16 protein-coding genes are annotated in these 15,000 nt (G+C 62.9%); 9 read left to right on the forward strand and 7 right to left on the reverse strand.

Annotated elements, in window-relative coordinates; translation table 11 throughout:
- Positions 1 to 15: 15 nt before the first annotated feature.
- The 4 genes from BST12_RS31970 to BST12_RS11820 form a co-directional block, all read right to left on the reverse strand.
- The gene (locus BST12_RS31970; protein ID WP_170062107.1) at positions 16 to 153 is read right to left on the reverse strand and encodes a hypothetical protein; all 138 of its coding nucleotides are present in this window, start codon (positions 151 to 153) and stop codon (positions 16 to 18) included.
- A gap of 331 nt (positions 154 to 484) precedes the next feature.
- Complete coding sequence (locus BST12_RS11810; RefSeq protein WP_083113319.1) at positions 485 to 1,396, reverse strand: GIY-YIG nuclease family protein; 912 nt, start codon at positions 1,394 to 1,396, stop codon at positions 485 to 487.
- 7 nt (positions 1,397 to 1,403) lie between these two features.
- Positions 1,404 to 2,582 carry a restriction endonuclease subunit S gene (locus BST12_RS11815; protein WP_083113320.1) on the reverse strand — a complete coding sequence of 393 codons (1,179 nt, stop codon included), beginning with the start codon at positions 2,580 to 2,582 and terminating at the stop codon, positions 1,404 to 1,406.
- A complete protein-coding gene (locus BST12_RS11820; RefSeq protein WP_083113389.1) occupies positions 2,579 to 4,036 on the reverse strand; it encodes a type I restriction-modification system subunit M in 1,458 nt (485 codons plus the stop codon). The genes BST12_RS11815 and BST12_RS11820 overlap by 4 nt, the downstream gene beginning before the upstream one ends.
- 164 nt (positions 4,037 to 4,200) lie before the next feature.
- On the opposite strand from BST12_RS11820, the gene BST12_RS11825 reads away from it, so the two are divergent.
- The 6 genes from BST12_RS11825 (at position 4,201) to BST12_RS11850 (ending at position 8,609) form a co-directional block, all read left to right on the forward strand.
- Positions 4,201 to 4,392: a ferredoxin gene (locus tag BST12_RS11825; protein ID WP_083113321.1), complete on the forward strand. Its 192-nt coding sequence runs from the start codon at positions 4,201 to 4,203 to the stop codon at positions 4,390 to 4,392.
- A gap of 77 nt (positions 4,393 to 4,469) precedes the next feature.
- Complete coding sequence (locus tag BST12_RS11830; RefSeq protein WP_083113322.1) at positions 4,470 to 5,585, forward strand: aromatic ring-hydroxylating oxygenase subunit alpha; 1,116 nt, start codon at positions 4,470 to 4,472, stop codon at positions 5,583 to 5,585.
- Positions 5,585 to 7,138, forward strand: coding sequence for an AMP-binding protein (locus tag BST12_RS11835; RefSeq protein ID WP_083113323.1), 1,554 nt, complete (start codon positions 5,585 to 5,587; stop codon positions 7,136 to 7,138). The genes BST12_RS11830 and BST12_RS11835 overlap by 1 nt, the downstream gene beginning before the upstream one ends.
- Before the next feature lie 66 nt (positions 7,139 to 7,204).
- Positions 7,205 to 7,630 carry a nuclear transport factor 2 family protein gene (locus tag BST12_RS11840; protein WP_083113324.1) on the forward strand — a complete coding sequence of 142 codons (426 nt, stop codon included), beginning with the start codon at positions 7,205 to 7,207 and terminating at the stop codon, positions 7,628 to 7,630.
- Positions 7,631 to 7,692: 62 nt separating this feature from the next.
- On the forward strand, positions 7,693 to 8,166 hold the full coding sequence (locus tag BST12_RS11845) for a MaoC family dehydratase (RefSeq protein WP_245850265.1): 474 nt from the start codon (positions 7,693 to 7,695) through the stop codon (positions 8,164 to 8,166).
- A gap of 5 nt (positions 8,167 to 8,171) precedes the next feature.
- Complete coding sequence (locus BST12_RS11850; protein WP_276029956.1) at positions 8,172 to 8,609, forward strand: MaoC/PaaZ C-terminal domain-containing protein; 438 nt, start codon at positions 8,172 to 8,174, stop codon at positions 8,607 to 8,609.
- On the opposite strand, the gene BST12_RS11855 is transcribed toward BST12_RS11850, so the two are convergent.
- Entirely contained in the window at positions 8,581 to 10,071 is a 1,491-nt protein-coding gene (locus BST12_RS11855) for an aldehyde dehydrogenase (protein WP_083113327.1), read from the reverse strand. The two genes, BST12_RS11850 and BST12_RS11855, sit on opposite strands and share 29 nt — an antisense overlap.
- A 56-nt stretch (positions 10,072 to 10,127) precedes the next feature.
- Here BST12_RS11855 and BST12_RS11860 point away from each other — a divergent pair, with 56 nt between their 5' ends.
- Complete coding sequence (locus tag BST12_RS11860) at positions 10,128 to 11,474, forward strand: secreted hydrolase (RefSeq protein WP_083113328.1); 1,347 nt, start codon at positions 10,128 to 10,130, stop codon at positions 11,472 to 11,474.
- Here BST12_RS11860 and BST12_RS11865 read toward each other — a convergent pair.
- Both BST12_RS11865 and BST12_RS11870 read right to left on the reverse strand, forming a co-directional pair.
- Positions 11,431 to 12,582 carry an aromatic ring-hydroxylating oxygenase subunit alpha gene (locus BST12_RS11865; protein WP_083113329.1) on the reverse strand — a complete coding sequence of 384 codons (1,152 nt, stop codon included), beginning with the start codon at positions 12,580 to 12,582 and terminating at the stop codon, positions 11,431 to 11,433. The two genes, BST12_RS11860 and BST12_RS11865, sit on opposite strands and share 44 nt — an antisense overlap.
- A 78-nt stretch (positions 12,583 to 12,660) precedes the next feature.
- Positions 12,661 to 13,497, reverse strand: coding sequence for a helix-turn-helix domain-containing protein (locus tag BST12_RS11870; protein ID WP_083113330.1), 837 nt, complete (start codon positions 13,495 to 13,497; stop codon positions 12,661 to 12,663).
- A gap of 87 nt (positions 13,498 to 13,584) precedes the next feature.
- On the opposite strand from BST12_RS11870, the gene BST12_RS11875 reads away from it, so the two are divergent.
- Entirely contained in the window at positions 13,585 to 14,019 is a 435-nt protein-coding gene (locus BST12_RS11875) for a hypothetical protein (protein WP_083113331.1), read from the forward strand.
- Positions 14,020 to 14,098: 79 nt separating this feature from the next.
- Positions 14,099 to 14,818 carry a DUF1906 domain-containing protein gene (locus BST12_RS11880; protein ID WP_083113332.1) on the forward strand — a complete coding sequence of 240 codons (720 nt, stop codon included), beginning with the start codon at positions 14,099 to 14,101 and terminating at the stop codon, positions 14,816 to 14,818.
- Positions 14,819 to 15,000: the final 182 nt, after the last annotated feature.

Consider the following 15,000-nt stretch of genomic DNA (forward strand, 5'->3'; position numbering starts at 1 on the left):
CATCACATCGAAGAATCACACGACGACGTCGTACACCACGTCCCTGGACTTGACCATGCCCAGGCGTGGGTGTTTGAACAGGTGTGCGGCCTGCGCGTCGATTTCAAAGGGGTCGTCCTCGTCGAGCAGATCCAGATCGAACCGCTCAGCCACGGCTTGGAATGTATCACAAATGGATGCAGACGGATACCGATCCCATTCAGCTGGGAGGGCTTCGGTCTACGCTCCTGCGGCGGCGCGAGATCGGCCTTATCGAGTTAGCTGCGCGTGCCGAGTGCGCGGAAAAGAAGTATCAAGCAGGCGCTGAACCGTGAAGCCGTTGAGCTGGCGACTCGGACAACATGTCGCGACTCCCGGACACATTGCTATCTGTTCAGGGAGGGTGCATGCGCTTACGGCTAGGGCTTTAAGCGTAATGAAGGGGGACGGCGCCTAGCATCTATCAATGGTCGTGCGTCGTCGCGATTTCTGACGAGGCCGCACCCTACTGCTGCACACCGCGAGTCTCCCACGCCCCGTACGTGATGCCGGCGTCGCTCGTCCACGCCTGGCGACCATTACATGATCTGCCGGTGACGATGGAGCCGGCGGTCGACGGCGACGTGAACTGCACGTCCCGGGTCGTTACCGCGGGGGACCTGGTGATGTCAATGGTCCCGTCCTCGCGGAGCTTGCGGTGAATCGCCTCATAGGCCGAATAGGCCGACGCCGTCGACGCCGCATATTTCTCGTTCGCGCGGATTTCGGCTGCGACGGTGGACCCGGCCAGTACCGTGAACTCGCCATCGACCAATTGAGCACGTGCATCGATACCGAACTTTGGCACCGCGAGCCGGAAGATTGGCGACGAAGACTCGGAAACGACCGCTGGGGATACCGACGCGATCGCGCTACGGCTCCTGAACAAATGGATGCCGAGGACTGGCAACAAAATATGGAGTTCGCGGATGAACTCTTCCATAACGGCCTTGTCGGCCTCAGGCAGTGCAGGCCGGTCAGGCGACGTGGTGTTCTCCAGCGTCGAGCGCCCGGCAGCAAGCCCGATGCGAATCAGTTCGGATTCGAGGTAGCGGGCGTGCGCCTTGGTGAGGTTATCGTCTGTCGATGCGATGAGCAGTGCCCGATCCCAGAAGTCCTTTTTCGCGTGGTGATCACGCAGACGCTTTGAGAGAACATCGGTTTCGCCGACATACAGTCGAATGCCACCCACCACCTCGGGGTCGTCCCCGATCAACAGGTACACACCAGTTTTGGCGGCCTCGGGCCGAGCCACAAGCTCGGCGAGCTTGGAGCGCGGTGCGCTAACGATCTTTCCGGTCCAGTTGCTGATCTCTGCCGTGGTCAGTCCGCCTGCCGCGCCGTCGACGAGGAAGAGCTTGACTTGCTTGCCCGTCATCGGCCGCCTACAGCTGGCCGGTAAATGCGCGGGATTGAAGCGAAGCGAACAATTCATTCAGCTCTGTTAGCCCTGGCCGGGGGATGGCCGCTACGCGGCGAGCAAATTCACGCTGTTTGGCGATGTCCACCGCGGGCAATTCCAGTTGCTGCAGCTTGGTCTTCGAGATGTTCTTCATGGATCCCCCCGTCCCACTCGAAAGCTGGCTAATGCGTCGCCGAATCGATGGTGTCCCGAAGAGCGCCCGGTAATACAAGGGGACGCTTTCAGGATCATGCCAAACAAAACGCCAGATCTTATCGGGAAGCACGAGGTTCTTAGGTACGTCCTGGACGTAAGCGACGGCACCAACCAACTGAGTCGTGTTCGCCCGGCTGATTAGAAGGTCTCCTTGTCGCACGATGTGCTGAGCGGGTGGCTGATAACCGACGGGAAGGGGCTTGGATTCTGTCCCCCTGAACTGGCCCGACGTCACAGCACTGATCTTCAGAACGCGGAATTCGGAGGCAGCTGCCTCGTCGTTAGCCACAAGATTGCGCCCACCTTGCAGGCCGGCGACCTCGCCCAACCTCACCGTCGGTCCCGTGCTCGATTCGCTATCGGGATGTCCGAACATATCGATGAAGATCGACTGGGCGAGGTCATAGAGATGGGCTAAGGCTCGGCGACGCTTGGCGCGAAGCGCGTCGGCTTGATCGAGGATCGCAGTAATGCGCTGCTGCTCGTCGATTGGAGGAAGTGGGATCGGTAGGGTGGCAAACTGTTTGGCGTTAATGTTTGGTTGCGCAACAGCTTTCCGACTGGATGCGACCCATGCTCGATATTCAGAGGTCTGCGTGTACCGAAACAGGTATTCCGGAAGAATCTGATTGTTGTCGGGGTGGAATTTGATCAGGTAGCCAGCGTAAACGGCAGGCTCGTCAGAATCCGAATGCAGATAGGTTTTTCCAACTGTTGCACCAGATCGAGCGAACAGCAGATCACCTTGCCGGAGCAGAGCTTTCTCCCAATCGCGACGATCGCCTTGGGGCGCCACCCTGACTGAGTTCAGGACTCCGTCAGCACCGATATCGGTGATGCGAATGTACCGGGGATCCCCGGTTCTCCATTGGCGAGCGGACAACGAGACACCATATTGACCGTCTGCGTTCGATACGCTCCCCAGTGTTACGACGGGCCACTTCACGACAGTATCGCTTTCAGCCGAGCCAGCCCCTGCGAGATGTCCGCCTCCAGCCTCTCGATATCGGCGATGATGTCCAGCGGCGGTCGATGCTGGCCCTCGTCGTGAACGACCTCCTTGTAGCGGTTGAGCGATAGGTCGTAACCCTGTGCGACGATGTCGTCCTTCGGCACGCAAAAGGACTTCGCAGTGCATGTCCGTTCACGCTCAGAAGTCGTTCGAGCCTTCCACCGCATCAGCATGTCCGACAGATCATTCGCCTCGATTGGGTTGCGCTTGTCGTCAAGCGAAAAGCCATCGGCGTGCACGTCGTAGAACCAAACGTGCTCAGTACCACCGGAATTCGTCTTGGTGAACAACAAAATCGCGGTTGACACGCCAGCGTACGGCTTGAACACACCCGACGGCAGTTTTACAACGCCGTCCAGCTTCTGATCTTCGACGAGGATGCGGCGAAGTTCCTTGTGTGCCTTGGAAGATCCGAAGAGCACTCCCTCGGGCACGATGACCGCCGCCCGCCCGCCTGGCTTGAGCAGTTTGAGAAACAGTGCGAGAAAAAGCAATTCGGTCTTCTTTGTCTTCACGACCCGCTGCAGATCCTTGGACGTCGACTCGTAGTCGAGCGAGCCGGCGAACGGCGGGTTGGCGAGGATCAGCGTGTACTTCTCGGCGTCCTCGCTGGCGCCTTCCGACAGCGAGTCGCGGTAACGAATGTCCGGTGACTCGATGCCGTGCAGCAGCATGTTCATGCTACCGATACGCAGCATGGTGGAGTCGAAGTCGTAGCCATGAAACATGCTGGCGTGGAAGTGGCGTCGCTGTTCGGCATTGGTCATCACGCTCGGGTGGTGCTCACGGACGTACTCCGCCGCGGCGACCAGGAAACCCGCGGTGCCGCAAGCGGGATCACAGATTTCGTCGCTGGGTTGCGGTGCCATCATCTCGACCATGAGCTTGATGATGTGCCGCGGCGTGCGGAACTGCCCGTTGACTCCGGCACTGGCGATCTTCGAAAGCAAATACTCGTACAGATCGCCGTTGGTGTCGCGGTCGGTCATTGGAATGGCGTCAAGCATGTCTACAACTCGCGACAACAGCTGCGGCGTCGGGATGGTAAAGCGGGCGTCCTTCATGTGCACCGAGTACGTCGAGCCGTCGCCGCCGAGCGTGCGCAAGAACGGAAAGACCTCGTCGGCGACGGTCTTGTGCATCAGCGCGGGCTCTTCGTGTTTGAACTTGGACCACCGTAGGTGCTGCTGCCCGGGCCCGAAGGTGACGCCTTCCTTTGTACCGGTGATGCGCGCTTTCTTCTCCGCCAGCGTGTCCAGGTCGTCGAGACGACGGATGAACAACAGGTACGTGATCTGCTCGATCACCTCCAAGGGATTGGAGATCCCCCCGGACCAGAACGCGTCCCATACGCGGTCGACCTTGTTCTTGAGTTCACCGGTGATCACTGCTGCCCCCAGCCGTCTGTGGTCGTCCACACTGAACAGCACTCTATACATGCAACACCGACACATTTGGGAGTACAGACGCGACGACGCTCGACGAGCACAATGAAGAAATACTGCGCGGTCGGTGTAGGCCACCGCGGCCTATAGAGCGAAAGGGGCGTTCGATGCGAGTCAAAGTGGACCCGGATCTGTGTGAGGCCAACGGGTTTTGCGAATCGATTGCGGCGGACATCTTCGAGTTGGGCGATGAGGATGTGGTTCAGATCGCCGACGGCCCGGTGCCGGAAGGGCGGGAGATCGACGTCCGCGCCGCCGTCGAACAATGTCCGAGGGCGGCGCTGAAAATCATCGAGTAAAAGCGGACAAGGCTGGCGCTTGCACGTTCAATAGTTAAAATAGTAAAAATAGAGCCAGCAGTCGAAGCGGAGAGCTCGTGACGAACACCATCTCAGACCCGGCCAGCGATCCGTCGGAACGGGAGTTCGGGCCTAGTGGCATTGCGCTGTCGTCGTACCGGTTCCCGACGGGATGGTTCATCGTCGGCTTCGCCAACGAGCTGGGCGCCGGTGACGTCAAGCGCGTCCACTACTTCGGTGAGGAGTTGGTGCTGTTCCGCACCGCCTCCGCTCAGGTGCATGTGCTGGACGCATACTGTCAACACCTCGGCGCCAACCTCGGCGTCGGCGGCACGGTAGAAGGCGAGAACATCGTCTGCCCCTGGCACGGCTGGCACTGGCGCGGCGACGGCACCAATGCGCTGATCCCGTACAGCAAGATCGGCTGCAAGAACAACGTCCGGATCCGCACCTACCCGGCGATGGAGTGGTACGGATTCATCCTGGCCTGGCACGAACGCCACGGCCGGCCGCCGTACTGGCAGCCACCGGTGCTGCCGGAGCTCGAGACCAACGAGTACTACCCGCTGCACCCGCACACCCAGATGCTCAACCGGGTGAAGGTGCACCCGCAGATGATCATCGAAAACGCGGCCGACCCGTATCACGTTCAGTACGTGCACAAGGCCGCCAACCCCGCCAACACCGCGTCGTTCGACGTCTCGGGATATCACCTGCACGCCACCGTCAATGCCAATTTCGGTGGCGGCCGGGCCAAGACCTGGCTGACCCCTAACGGCCCGGTCGACGCCAAGATCATCTATGACAACTACTCGCTGGGGCTGGGAATCGTCCGGTTCCCCAGTGATCTGGTGGCCACTATCCAGGTCACCGGGCAGACACCGGTCGACGAGGATTACACCGACTACTTCTACACCCAGGCGTCCATCCGCGAGCCCGGCGACAGCGGCGACGCGCCCACCGGCCGTGCCGCCAAATTCCTGGCGCTGCAGCAAGAGGTCATCAAGCAGGACTTCTTCACCTGGGAGAACATGAAGTACCTGGAGAAGCCGAACCTCGCTCCGGAAGAGGCCCGCGACTACGCGGCCCTGCGCCGCTGGGCGCACCGCTTCTACCCGAGCGAGCAACCGTCGCCCAGCGACTTCGGATACACCGCGCAGGGCGAGCCGGATCCGGCTGCAGCGGAAGCCTGATGAGCGGGCCGCTGGGTCCCGCCGATTTCGGTGTCGAACTTTTCACCGTGCCGGCCGTGCTGGACCGGCGGGCCGAGCAGCATCCCGATCGGGTGCTGTTGTCGATCGCCGGCGCCGAGGTCACCTTCGAGCAGATGCGGCGGCGGTCTTGCGCGGCGGCGAAGGTGTTGGCCGACAACGGCATCGGGCGCGGTGACTGCGTCGCGCTGTTCACAGCAACCTGCCCGGAATGGATCTACTTCTGGCTGGGCGCCGCACGGATCGGCGCGGTGAGCGCGGCGGTGAATGCGGCGAACAAGGGCGACTTCCTGGTGCACAACCTGCGGCTGTCGCAGGCCAAGGTGATTCTCACCGACGCGCAGCGGCGCCCGCGGGTCGAGGAGGTAGCCGATCAGCTGGATACGGATTGCGTTGTGCTGAACGGGGATTCACTTCCCGACGTCACCGCCGGTCCCGACGATAGCGCAGCGCCTGGGGACGTGGGCGCACTGTTCTTCACCTCGGGCACCACGGGGCCGTCGAAAGCCGTTGCCACGTCGTGGCATTACCTGTTCACGGTCGCCGCGACCGCCGCCGCGGCCTGGAAATTCCGTTCACAAGAAGCGTTGTGGACCGCGATGCCCCTTTTTCACCTGAGTGCGGCACCCACCGTATTGGCCCCAATGCTGGTCGGGGGAACCACCGTGCTCGCCGGCGGCTTTCACCCCGGCCAAGTATGGGACGACGTGCGCGCCCACGATGCCATCGGGTTCGTCGGCGCTGGTGCGATGGTAACGATGCTGCAAAACCTGCCGGAGGATCCCCGTGACGCGCAGTTGCCGCTACGGTTCATCTCCGCGGCACCCATCGATGCGAATTCCTACCGCGCCGTCGAAGAGCGCTACGGGTGTCGGATCGTCACGATGTACGGGATGACCGAGGCATTTCCAATCGCGGTGAAAGGCGTTGACGAACAAGGGGTTCCAGGAACATCGGGTAAGCCCAATCCGAGCTTCGAGGTGCGGATCGTCGACGGCGACGGCGCCGAGTTGCCGACCGGGGCGGTCGGGGAGATCGCCTGCCGGCCCAGATACCCGCATGTGATGAGCGAAGGGTACGTAGGTAGCGGATTGCGGGTTGAGCCGCACCAGGAGTGGTTTCGCACCGGCGATCTCGGCAGGTTCGACAGTGACCGGAACCTGACCTATTTGGACCGGCTGAAGGACTCGCTGCGCAGACGCGGCGAGAACGTCTCCTCGGTGGAAGTCGAGACCGCCGCCATGAGCCATCCTTCGGTGGCCGAAGCCGCCGCGGTCGCGGTGCCCAGCGAATTGGGGGAGGACGACATCTTGTTGGTCGTGACATTGCAGCCCGGGTCAGTATTGGATTGCGCGGATTTGCTCGACCATTGCTCGGCCCGGATGCCCTACTTCTGTGTGCCGAGATTCGTGGAGACGGTTGATGAACTCCCGAAGAACGGCATTGGGCGGATACGTAAAGACTTATTGCGGGCCCGTGGCCTAAGCCAGGCGGCGTGGGATCGTGAAAATCACGGCTACAGAGTTAGCCGCTGAGGCGCTAATGTTACGTCCATGTAACGCCGGTCCCGTCGTTCCCCGCGGAGAGGTTGAAGATCAACGATGACCATGACCTATCAGGAGCAGCAGATGCTCCAGGCCGCGACGGGCCGCGCCGCGATCCTTGATCTAACCGCCCGGCATAATCGCGCCTATTCGGACGGGGACCGCGACGCGTGGATCGCCACCTTCCGTCATGCCGGAGCCAGCTACACCCGTGAGGGCGAGATATTCACCGACCTGCGTGCGGCTTTCGACGGTGGCGACGGGCAGCGGCTGGTCAGCCTCGACCATGAGATCCAGGTCGACGGTGTCAACGCCACCCAGCGCTGCGTCGTTGTGCTCTTTGCCGCCGTGTACGGCGACACCACGCTGCGGGCCACCGGGACATTCCGGGACCGGCTGATCTACGAACGCGGCGGCTGGTTCTTCACTTCCCGGGCCCTGCAATGGGATTCGGTGCCCAGCCGGCACCCGCTCGTCATGTGAGCGGTGCCGAAAACGGGGTCAGTTACCAACTGGCCTTCGGTACCTATGAAGATGCGCTGCAAATGGTCGGCGCGAAAAGCGAACCGCGGTCCGCGGCGACGGCGGTCAGCGGCGCACGAATTCAGTTGTTCGCCGCGATGGTGCGTGACCCGAATCGTTCGTATTGGGATGCCGAGTACGCCCGGCACCAGTGGGGCGGTTTACTGGCTCCGCCGGCGCTGCTGATGGGATGGTTGGTGCCGCCGCCATGGCAGCCCGGCGGCAGGGCGCCGGCGGCGTCGATTGCGTTGCGGGTGCCGCTGCCGGGAACCACGTTCATCAACGCCGCCAACGACGTTGAGTTCCTGCAGCCCATCGTCGAGGGCGATCGGCTTACCGTGGTCGAGGAACTGGTGTCGGTTTCGCCGGAGAAGCGGACTCGGCTGGCTGTCGGGCATTTCGTCGAGACGCAGGAAACGTATCGGCGTCAGGACGGCGCGGTGGTGGCCATCAACCGAAATACGTTGTTCCGCTTCACCCCTGAGACGGCCTCGTGAGCGATATGCATTTGGACTGGAACGACATCGAGGTTCCCGTCGACCTGCCCGAGGTCGCCGACGAGATCAGCTACCAGCGCGTGGTGGAAAACGCCGGAGCCACCTGGGACTACTTTCCGGGGCATTTCGACCCGGCCTACGCCCAACGTCAGGGCAATCCAACGATTTACGTCAACACCATGCACCTGGCCGGTTTCGCCGACCGGGTCGCGACCGAATGGGCCGGCCCGGCAACGCGCGTGGTGCGCCGCTCCATGCGGCTGGCCGGCTCGATCTACGCGGGCGACACCATGGTCGGCCGGGGGCGGGCGGTGGCCAAGCGGTGTGACGACACCGTCGACCCGCCGCGCTACCTCGTTGACGTCCGGATCGAGGTGACCAATCAGCACGGGGAGCTGTGCTGCCCGGTCGAGATCACCCTGCAGTTTCCTGAATCCCGTTGAGTGGCGGCATCTTTCCGTTGCACACCACCGATTGCAACTCGACGTACTCGTCGAGACCCTCAGGTCCGAATTCACGCCCGATGCCCGAATGCTTGAAGCCGCCGAACGGGTTGCTGATGTCGAGTTGGTACATGTTGATGCCGTAAGTGCCGGCGCGCACGCGGCCGGCGATCTCGAGTCCGTGGGCGGTGTCGGCTGTCCACACCGAGCCGGCCAGACCGTACTCGCTGTCGTTGGCGATCCGGACGGCGTCGTCCTCGTCCTGATAGGTCAGCACCGTCAGGACGGGGCCGAAGATTTCCTCGCGGGCGATGCGCATCTCGTTGGTCGCGTCGGTGAACAGCGTGGGCTGCACATACCAGCCGCGCCGCGCTGGGCTCTCGTCACCACCGAGCACCAACCGGGCCCCTTCCTGCCGGCCCGAGCGGATGTAGTCCCATACGCGTTGCTGTTGTCGTTGTGCGACAAGAGGTCCGATGTCGGTTCGCTCGTCGGTGGGATCGCCGACGTGCAGACCCGACATCATGTCCGCCAGCGCCTCGACCACCTCGTCGTGGCGGCGTTGACTGACCAGGATGCGGGTTTGCGCCACACACGCCTGGCCGTTGTTCATCAGGCCGGCCGTCTTCAAGCCGGCGACGGTTTTCGTCACGTCGGCATCGTCGAGGATGATCGCTGCCGACTTGCCGCCCAGTTCCAGGCTCACTCGCTTGAGTTGCTCGCCACACAGGGCCGCGATACGGCGTCCGGTTGCGCTGGATCCGGTGAACGCGACCTTGTCGACGCCGGGATGGCGCACCAGCGCCTCGCCGACCGACGGTCCGCCGGTCACCACCGATACCACGCCCTCGGGCAGATCGAGTCCGTCGATCATTTCGGCCAACCACAAAGAGTCCAAAGGTGTTTCGGGTGCTGGCTTCACGACCACCGTACAGCCCGCGATGAGCGCCGGAAACAACTTGGGGATCAGCACACACTGGGGAACATTCCACGGCACGATCGCCCCCACCACGCCCACCGGGCCGCGGCGCAGGTGCGCTTCACCCAGTACGCCCCGGCGACGTTCCACCCACGGAAAGTCACGAGCGGCCGCCAGCGCCAGATGCATCATCGACGCGGCCCCAGCCGCCTGGCCCAGCCTGCTGAAGCTGCGAGGCGAACCCATCTCCGCGGTGATCAGATCGGCCATCTCGTCGAGATGGCCGCCGTAAACGGCTGCCAATACTTCGAGCTTGCGCATCCGCTCCGCGACTTCCAACCTCGGCCAGGGACCGTGGTCGAAGGCCCCACGCGCGGCGACAACGGCGGCGTCGACGTCTTCGGGGCTGGCGGCGGGGACGTGACCGATCGGTTCTTCGGAGTGCGGGGAGATGACGCTGAGTCGTTTTCGCGTAGCGGGTTTGCGCCAGCGTCCACCGATGAACAGTTCGTCGTAGCAAAGGTGGTCAGGATCGTGCGTCACGACCGCAACTTTACTATTGGCGCTAACATAGCAAAAATGCAAAGCCGGGCTGTGGCATGAACGACGACTGGCGCCGATATCCCTTTCAATTGGTACCCGGGGACGATTGGCTGGAGTTCCCCGCAGCCGAGGGCGACCACCCCGACCAGGAATCCGACACATGGTTCCTCGCGGGCCAGCTCGACGCGCCAGACACCGCCCGCTCGTTCGCATTCCTGACCATCTTCAACAAGAACCGGCCCGGCGGTTCGGTCGTCGCCGACTTCTACACGCTGGCGTTGTTCGATCTGGATACCGGCGAATACGGCACCTATACGGACTACGACATGCCACCGGCCAGCATGGAACCCGGAGCCAAGCCCAAGCTTTCGGCCGCCGCCGGGCATCTGGATCTGCGATACCGCTGCGACGCCGGCACCGCGTCATGGGTTACCCGTCGCGACGGCGACGGCGAACTACTGCCGTACAGCTACGGCGTCAGCCTGGCCGGCACGGACCAGGCCGGCCGCCCCATGCGGCTCGACCTGGACGTGACGCCCACCCGCGCCCCCACACCGGTGGGCGCCTCAACCTACAACGGCAAGATCGTCTGCTTCGGCCAGCCCGACACCTACTCCTACTTCCAGACCGGGATGACGATGACCGGAACGCTGCGCTGGGGAGACCTCATCGTTCAGGTGTCCGGCGCCGCAGGTCACGTCGACCGGCAGTGGTTTCCGCTGTACGCCGGGGGCGGAACCGGGGAACCACCACGGACCAGGTCGCATGAATGGCGCACGATCAATTTCGACAACGGCGTCGACATGAGCATCTGGCGCCAATTCGACCGCAGAAACCGCAATGCCCTGCAACCGTTTACCGGAGTGACGGCCAGTTATCCCGACCCGTCCCAGGCGCCGGAGTGCACCGAGGACTTCCAGATCACGATCGAGAGCTACGTGCGGTGGCCCGACGAAATCCAGCCGTTGATTCGTCCGCCCGCGCCGGCCAGCTACCTGCCAGACCGCCATCGAATCATCTGTGCCGCTTTGGGTTTGGACATCGTCGGTGAGCCGCTGGTACCCGCTCCCGCACACGGCCTGCCGATCGAATACATGGAAGGTCCTTATCGATACCACGGAACGCTTGCGGGTCAGCCGGTGAGTGCCTTCGCTTTCAACGAGCGTTCGCTTGCGCTGTACCGGGACTGGGAACTCGTGGAGGTCTTGACCACCACCATTGCCAACGCCGAACCGGCCGACCCAGACCTGCACAAGATGGTGGATCAGCTTGTCCCGCTGGTGAACTCGGGCCAGTACGTCGAGGCGAAAGAACTGCTGACGCGGGCGCGGCGCGGCCGTGACGACAAGATCGACGCCATTATCGACGATCTGATCGCGGCGCTATCGCCTGCTCCCACGTGATATGTCGATGTTGCAGCCCTGGTTCGTTGCGGCCGAACACAAGCCGGTCCCGGGCTCCGGATTCGAGGTTGGCCTGCAGCCCCTCGACCAGCCGGTAGTCCTCGTCGCGCACCGTGGCATGCGCGTACTCGAAGACGGCTTGCGCACCGGCGGCCACCGATTCGTCGGAGAGGTCCAACGGCGTCGAATTCTGATGCACCGTAACGGATCTGCCCGGGCGATCACCGGGGTAGACCCGGAACAGCTCGCCATTGGCAATCGTCACCGACAGCACGATGTTGGGGAACAGCGCGTAGATCACCACCATGTTCTGGAAAGGATCCCACTGGTCCTCGGAAGCGTTGTCCAAGTCCAGGATCGCGTTGAGCGGGAAGATCAACCGGTGATGCGGCCCGTACGAGTCGAATACCGTGCAGTTGCTGCGCGCGATGGTGGCAAAGGTTTGCCGGTGCACGGTCGCGAAGTGGTAGTTCTCGGCGAACGTGTCGACGGCGAGCTTCCAGTTGATGGGGGAGTCGAGTACCTTCTCGCCCAACGGAGACCACCGGCCGATGCCCCACGAGTCCAGTTCGTCGGCAAGTTCTCCCAGGTGCGCCGCGACGTCCAGGTCGGTACCGGGAGTCATTGCCACCCAAAGGAATCCGGCGAACTCGACGGCCGGAAGTTCGGTCAGGCTGTCGGACTTCAGCGCCACGTCGGGAAAGCCCTCGCGGCCCGGCAGACCGACCAGGCGCCCGGTGTTGTCGTACGTCCAGGCGTGATACGGGCAGGTGAAGCGCTTGGCGGTGCCGCAACCCGTGACCACCTGCGACTGCCGGTGCAGGCAGACATTGTCGAAAGCCCGAACCGTTTCATCGGATGTCCGGGTCAGCAGGATGGATCGGCCCATCACCGTCTTGGTGCAATAGCTGCCGGGACCGGGAAGTTCCGAGACGTAGCCGACCAGTTGCGGACTGGACAACACCATGGCTCGGTCGAGGTCGTGGCGTTCCACGGAGGTGTACTCACGGGCGGGAACGGTGTACTGCTGGGCGGCAAGGTCGGTGGTTTTATCGCGCGCCAGCTTCAGTGCCCGTCGGGTGAGGTCGATGAGCTGATCGTGATCCATGCGAACCCCCGTTGCAGTGAGCGCTCACCGTAACTTCACTAACTTTATAGTGACAGCAAGAATAAGGCCAACGTGGCTCTAGCCCGAGCCGAGGAAGCGCAGCAGCTGCGGGTACTGCTCGGCGATCATCCGCAGACGCTGGGTGCCGTCGAGACGATGCAGGTAGGCGGAGGTGGATTCGTCGGCCGGGAAGAACGACTCGATGGCAAGGCTTTCCACGGAAATGTCCAACGGACTGCCAAAGGTGGCGATGGTGCTGACGAACCGTAGCTCGGTGCCGTCGAGGGCGGCGAGATGAAACGGGACATAGAGCTCGCCGGCCTGCTCGCCGCGGTCGACTCTCCCGGGCGCCGGATAGCCCGCCAGTTCTTCGTAGAGCCGGCGGACGTCGGGTGCCGCGGTGACGTCGGCGTGCCGGCGAACCCGGCGCAGGATGGACGCGTGTACCTCGGCGAAGTTCAGTAGCCGCCGTGACAAGCCGCGCGGGTGCAGACACAATCTCATGACGTTGATCGGCGGTCGCAGCAGCTCGGAGTCCAGCCCTTCGGCGAGCAGGGTGCAACCGACGTTCCCGGCGACGAGGTTCCAGCACGCATCGGTGACGACGGCCGGATATGGGGCATGGCCGGCCAGCACCGAGTCGATGGCCGCCTTCACCGGCCGCATCGGCTCGGTGTCTAACGTATGTTCACCGAAAACGGGCGCATAGCCGCCGTCGAGCAGCAGCCGGTTGCGGGCGTCGAGTGGCAGATCCAGTTGCTCGCCGATTCGTAGCAACAATGCGCGGCTGGCGTTGGCCCGACCGGTCTCGACGAAACTGAGGTGGCGCGGCGAGACGCCGATCTGATGCGCGAGTTCCATTTGGCTCAAACGCCGACGAGTGCGCCACTCGCGCACCGCAATACCCGCGGACATCTTTGTGAACCTAACGCCATTACGCGGCCGGAAACCACTACCTCGAAGGTAATCGACATGATTATGTGGACGGCCAAGACTGACCACATGAGCACAACACCGATCACCACGCCGGCCTTGCCGCCGCAACCCAGGGTGCTGCGCCGCGCCTTTGCCGCCGCGGCGGTTGGCCGGATACTGTTGGGCGCCAGTGCATTTGCGTCTCCTCGTTCCCAAACCCGGATGAACGGCGTGCCAGACCAGCTGCTGTCCACCGAAACCAAGTACTTGATCCGCATATTCGGGGCCCGCGCCCTGGCCCTTGGCATCGGTTATCTCGGCAGCGACGAACCCAACCGGCGGCGTTGGCAATACCTCGGTCTCATGGTCGACACGCTGGACAACCTCAACGCCGCGATGGAATTGAAAAACCTCGAGCGCGGCGATCCCCGGGTCCGCTCACTGCTGAGCCTCGTCGTCGTGACCGGCCCGTACGCGATGCTGGGGGCGGTGGGCGCCATACAGCGCCACTGGGTCCGCTGACGAAGTTGTAGCAATGTGATGCACATGTGACTGCTGGTGTCAATGTGTCAAAAGGGGTTTTTGTCGTACTCTGTGGCATGTGCCGGTATCGCGACGTGACGTGCTCAAATTCGCGGCCGCAACTCCGGGTCTGTTGGGTCTCGGAGTAGCGGCGGCGTCGCTGCAAGCGCCGCCGGCGTCGGCCTCGCTGGGCACCCTGCTGGACTATGCGGCCGGCGTCATCCCCGCCAGCCAGATCAGAGCGGCCGGCGCCGTTGGGGCGATCCGGTATGTCTCTGACCGGCGGCCCGGCGGCGCGTGGATGCTCGGCAAGCCGATTCAACTGACCGAGGCCCGTGACCTCAGCGGTGGCGGGCTGAAGATCGTGTCCTGTTATCAGTACGGAAAGGGCAGTACGTCGGACTGGCTGGGCGGTGGCGCAGCGGGGCTGCAGCATGCCAAGCGCGGAGCGGAGTTGCACGCCGCCGCAGGCGGGCCGGCCAGTGCCCCGATCTATGCCTCGATCGACGACAATCCGTCATTGGACCAGTACAAGACGCAGATCGTGCCCTACCTACAGTCCTGGGAGTCGGTGATCGGACACCAGCGCACCGGCGTGTACGCCAACTCGAAGACGATCGATTGGGCGATCAAGGACGGCCTGGGTGCCTATTTCTGGCAACACAACTGGGGTTCACCCAAGGGCTACACCCACCCGGCTGCCCATCTGCACCAAGTTGAGATTGACAAGCGTCAGGTCGGCGGGGTGGGGGTCGATATCAACGAAATATTGAAGCCTCAGTTCGGCCAGTGGGCATAAAGTTACGCATCAGTAAGTTCTGTCGCCCGACCTCCAGCAAACACTCGTTCGCTCGCTCAACGGCGTCGCCCGCCTCGGCGGAACCGAGATCCTTCTCACAGCGCGACGTCGCGCGGCCCCCGAAGCGCGGATTTTTAACATAACGATTTGGTAACAATACTGCTTTGAACAGCGCTGTTATA

Source organism: Mycobacterium angelicum (assembly GCF_002086155.1).
In the GTDB taxonomy this organism is placed as follows: Bacteria; Actinomycetota; Actinomycetes; order Mycobacteriales; family Mycobacteriaceae; genus Mycobacterium; species Mycobacterium angelicum.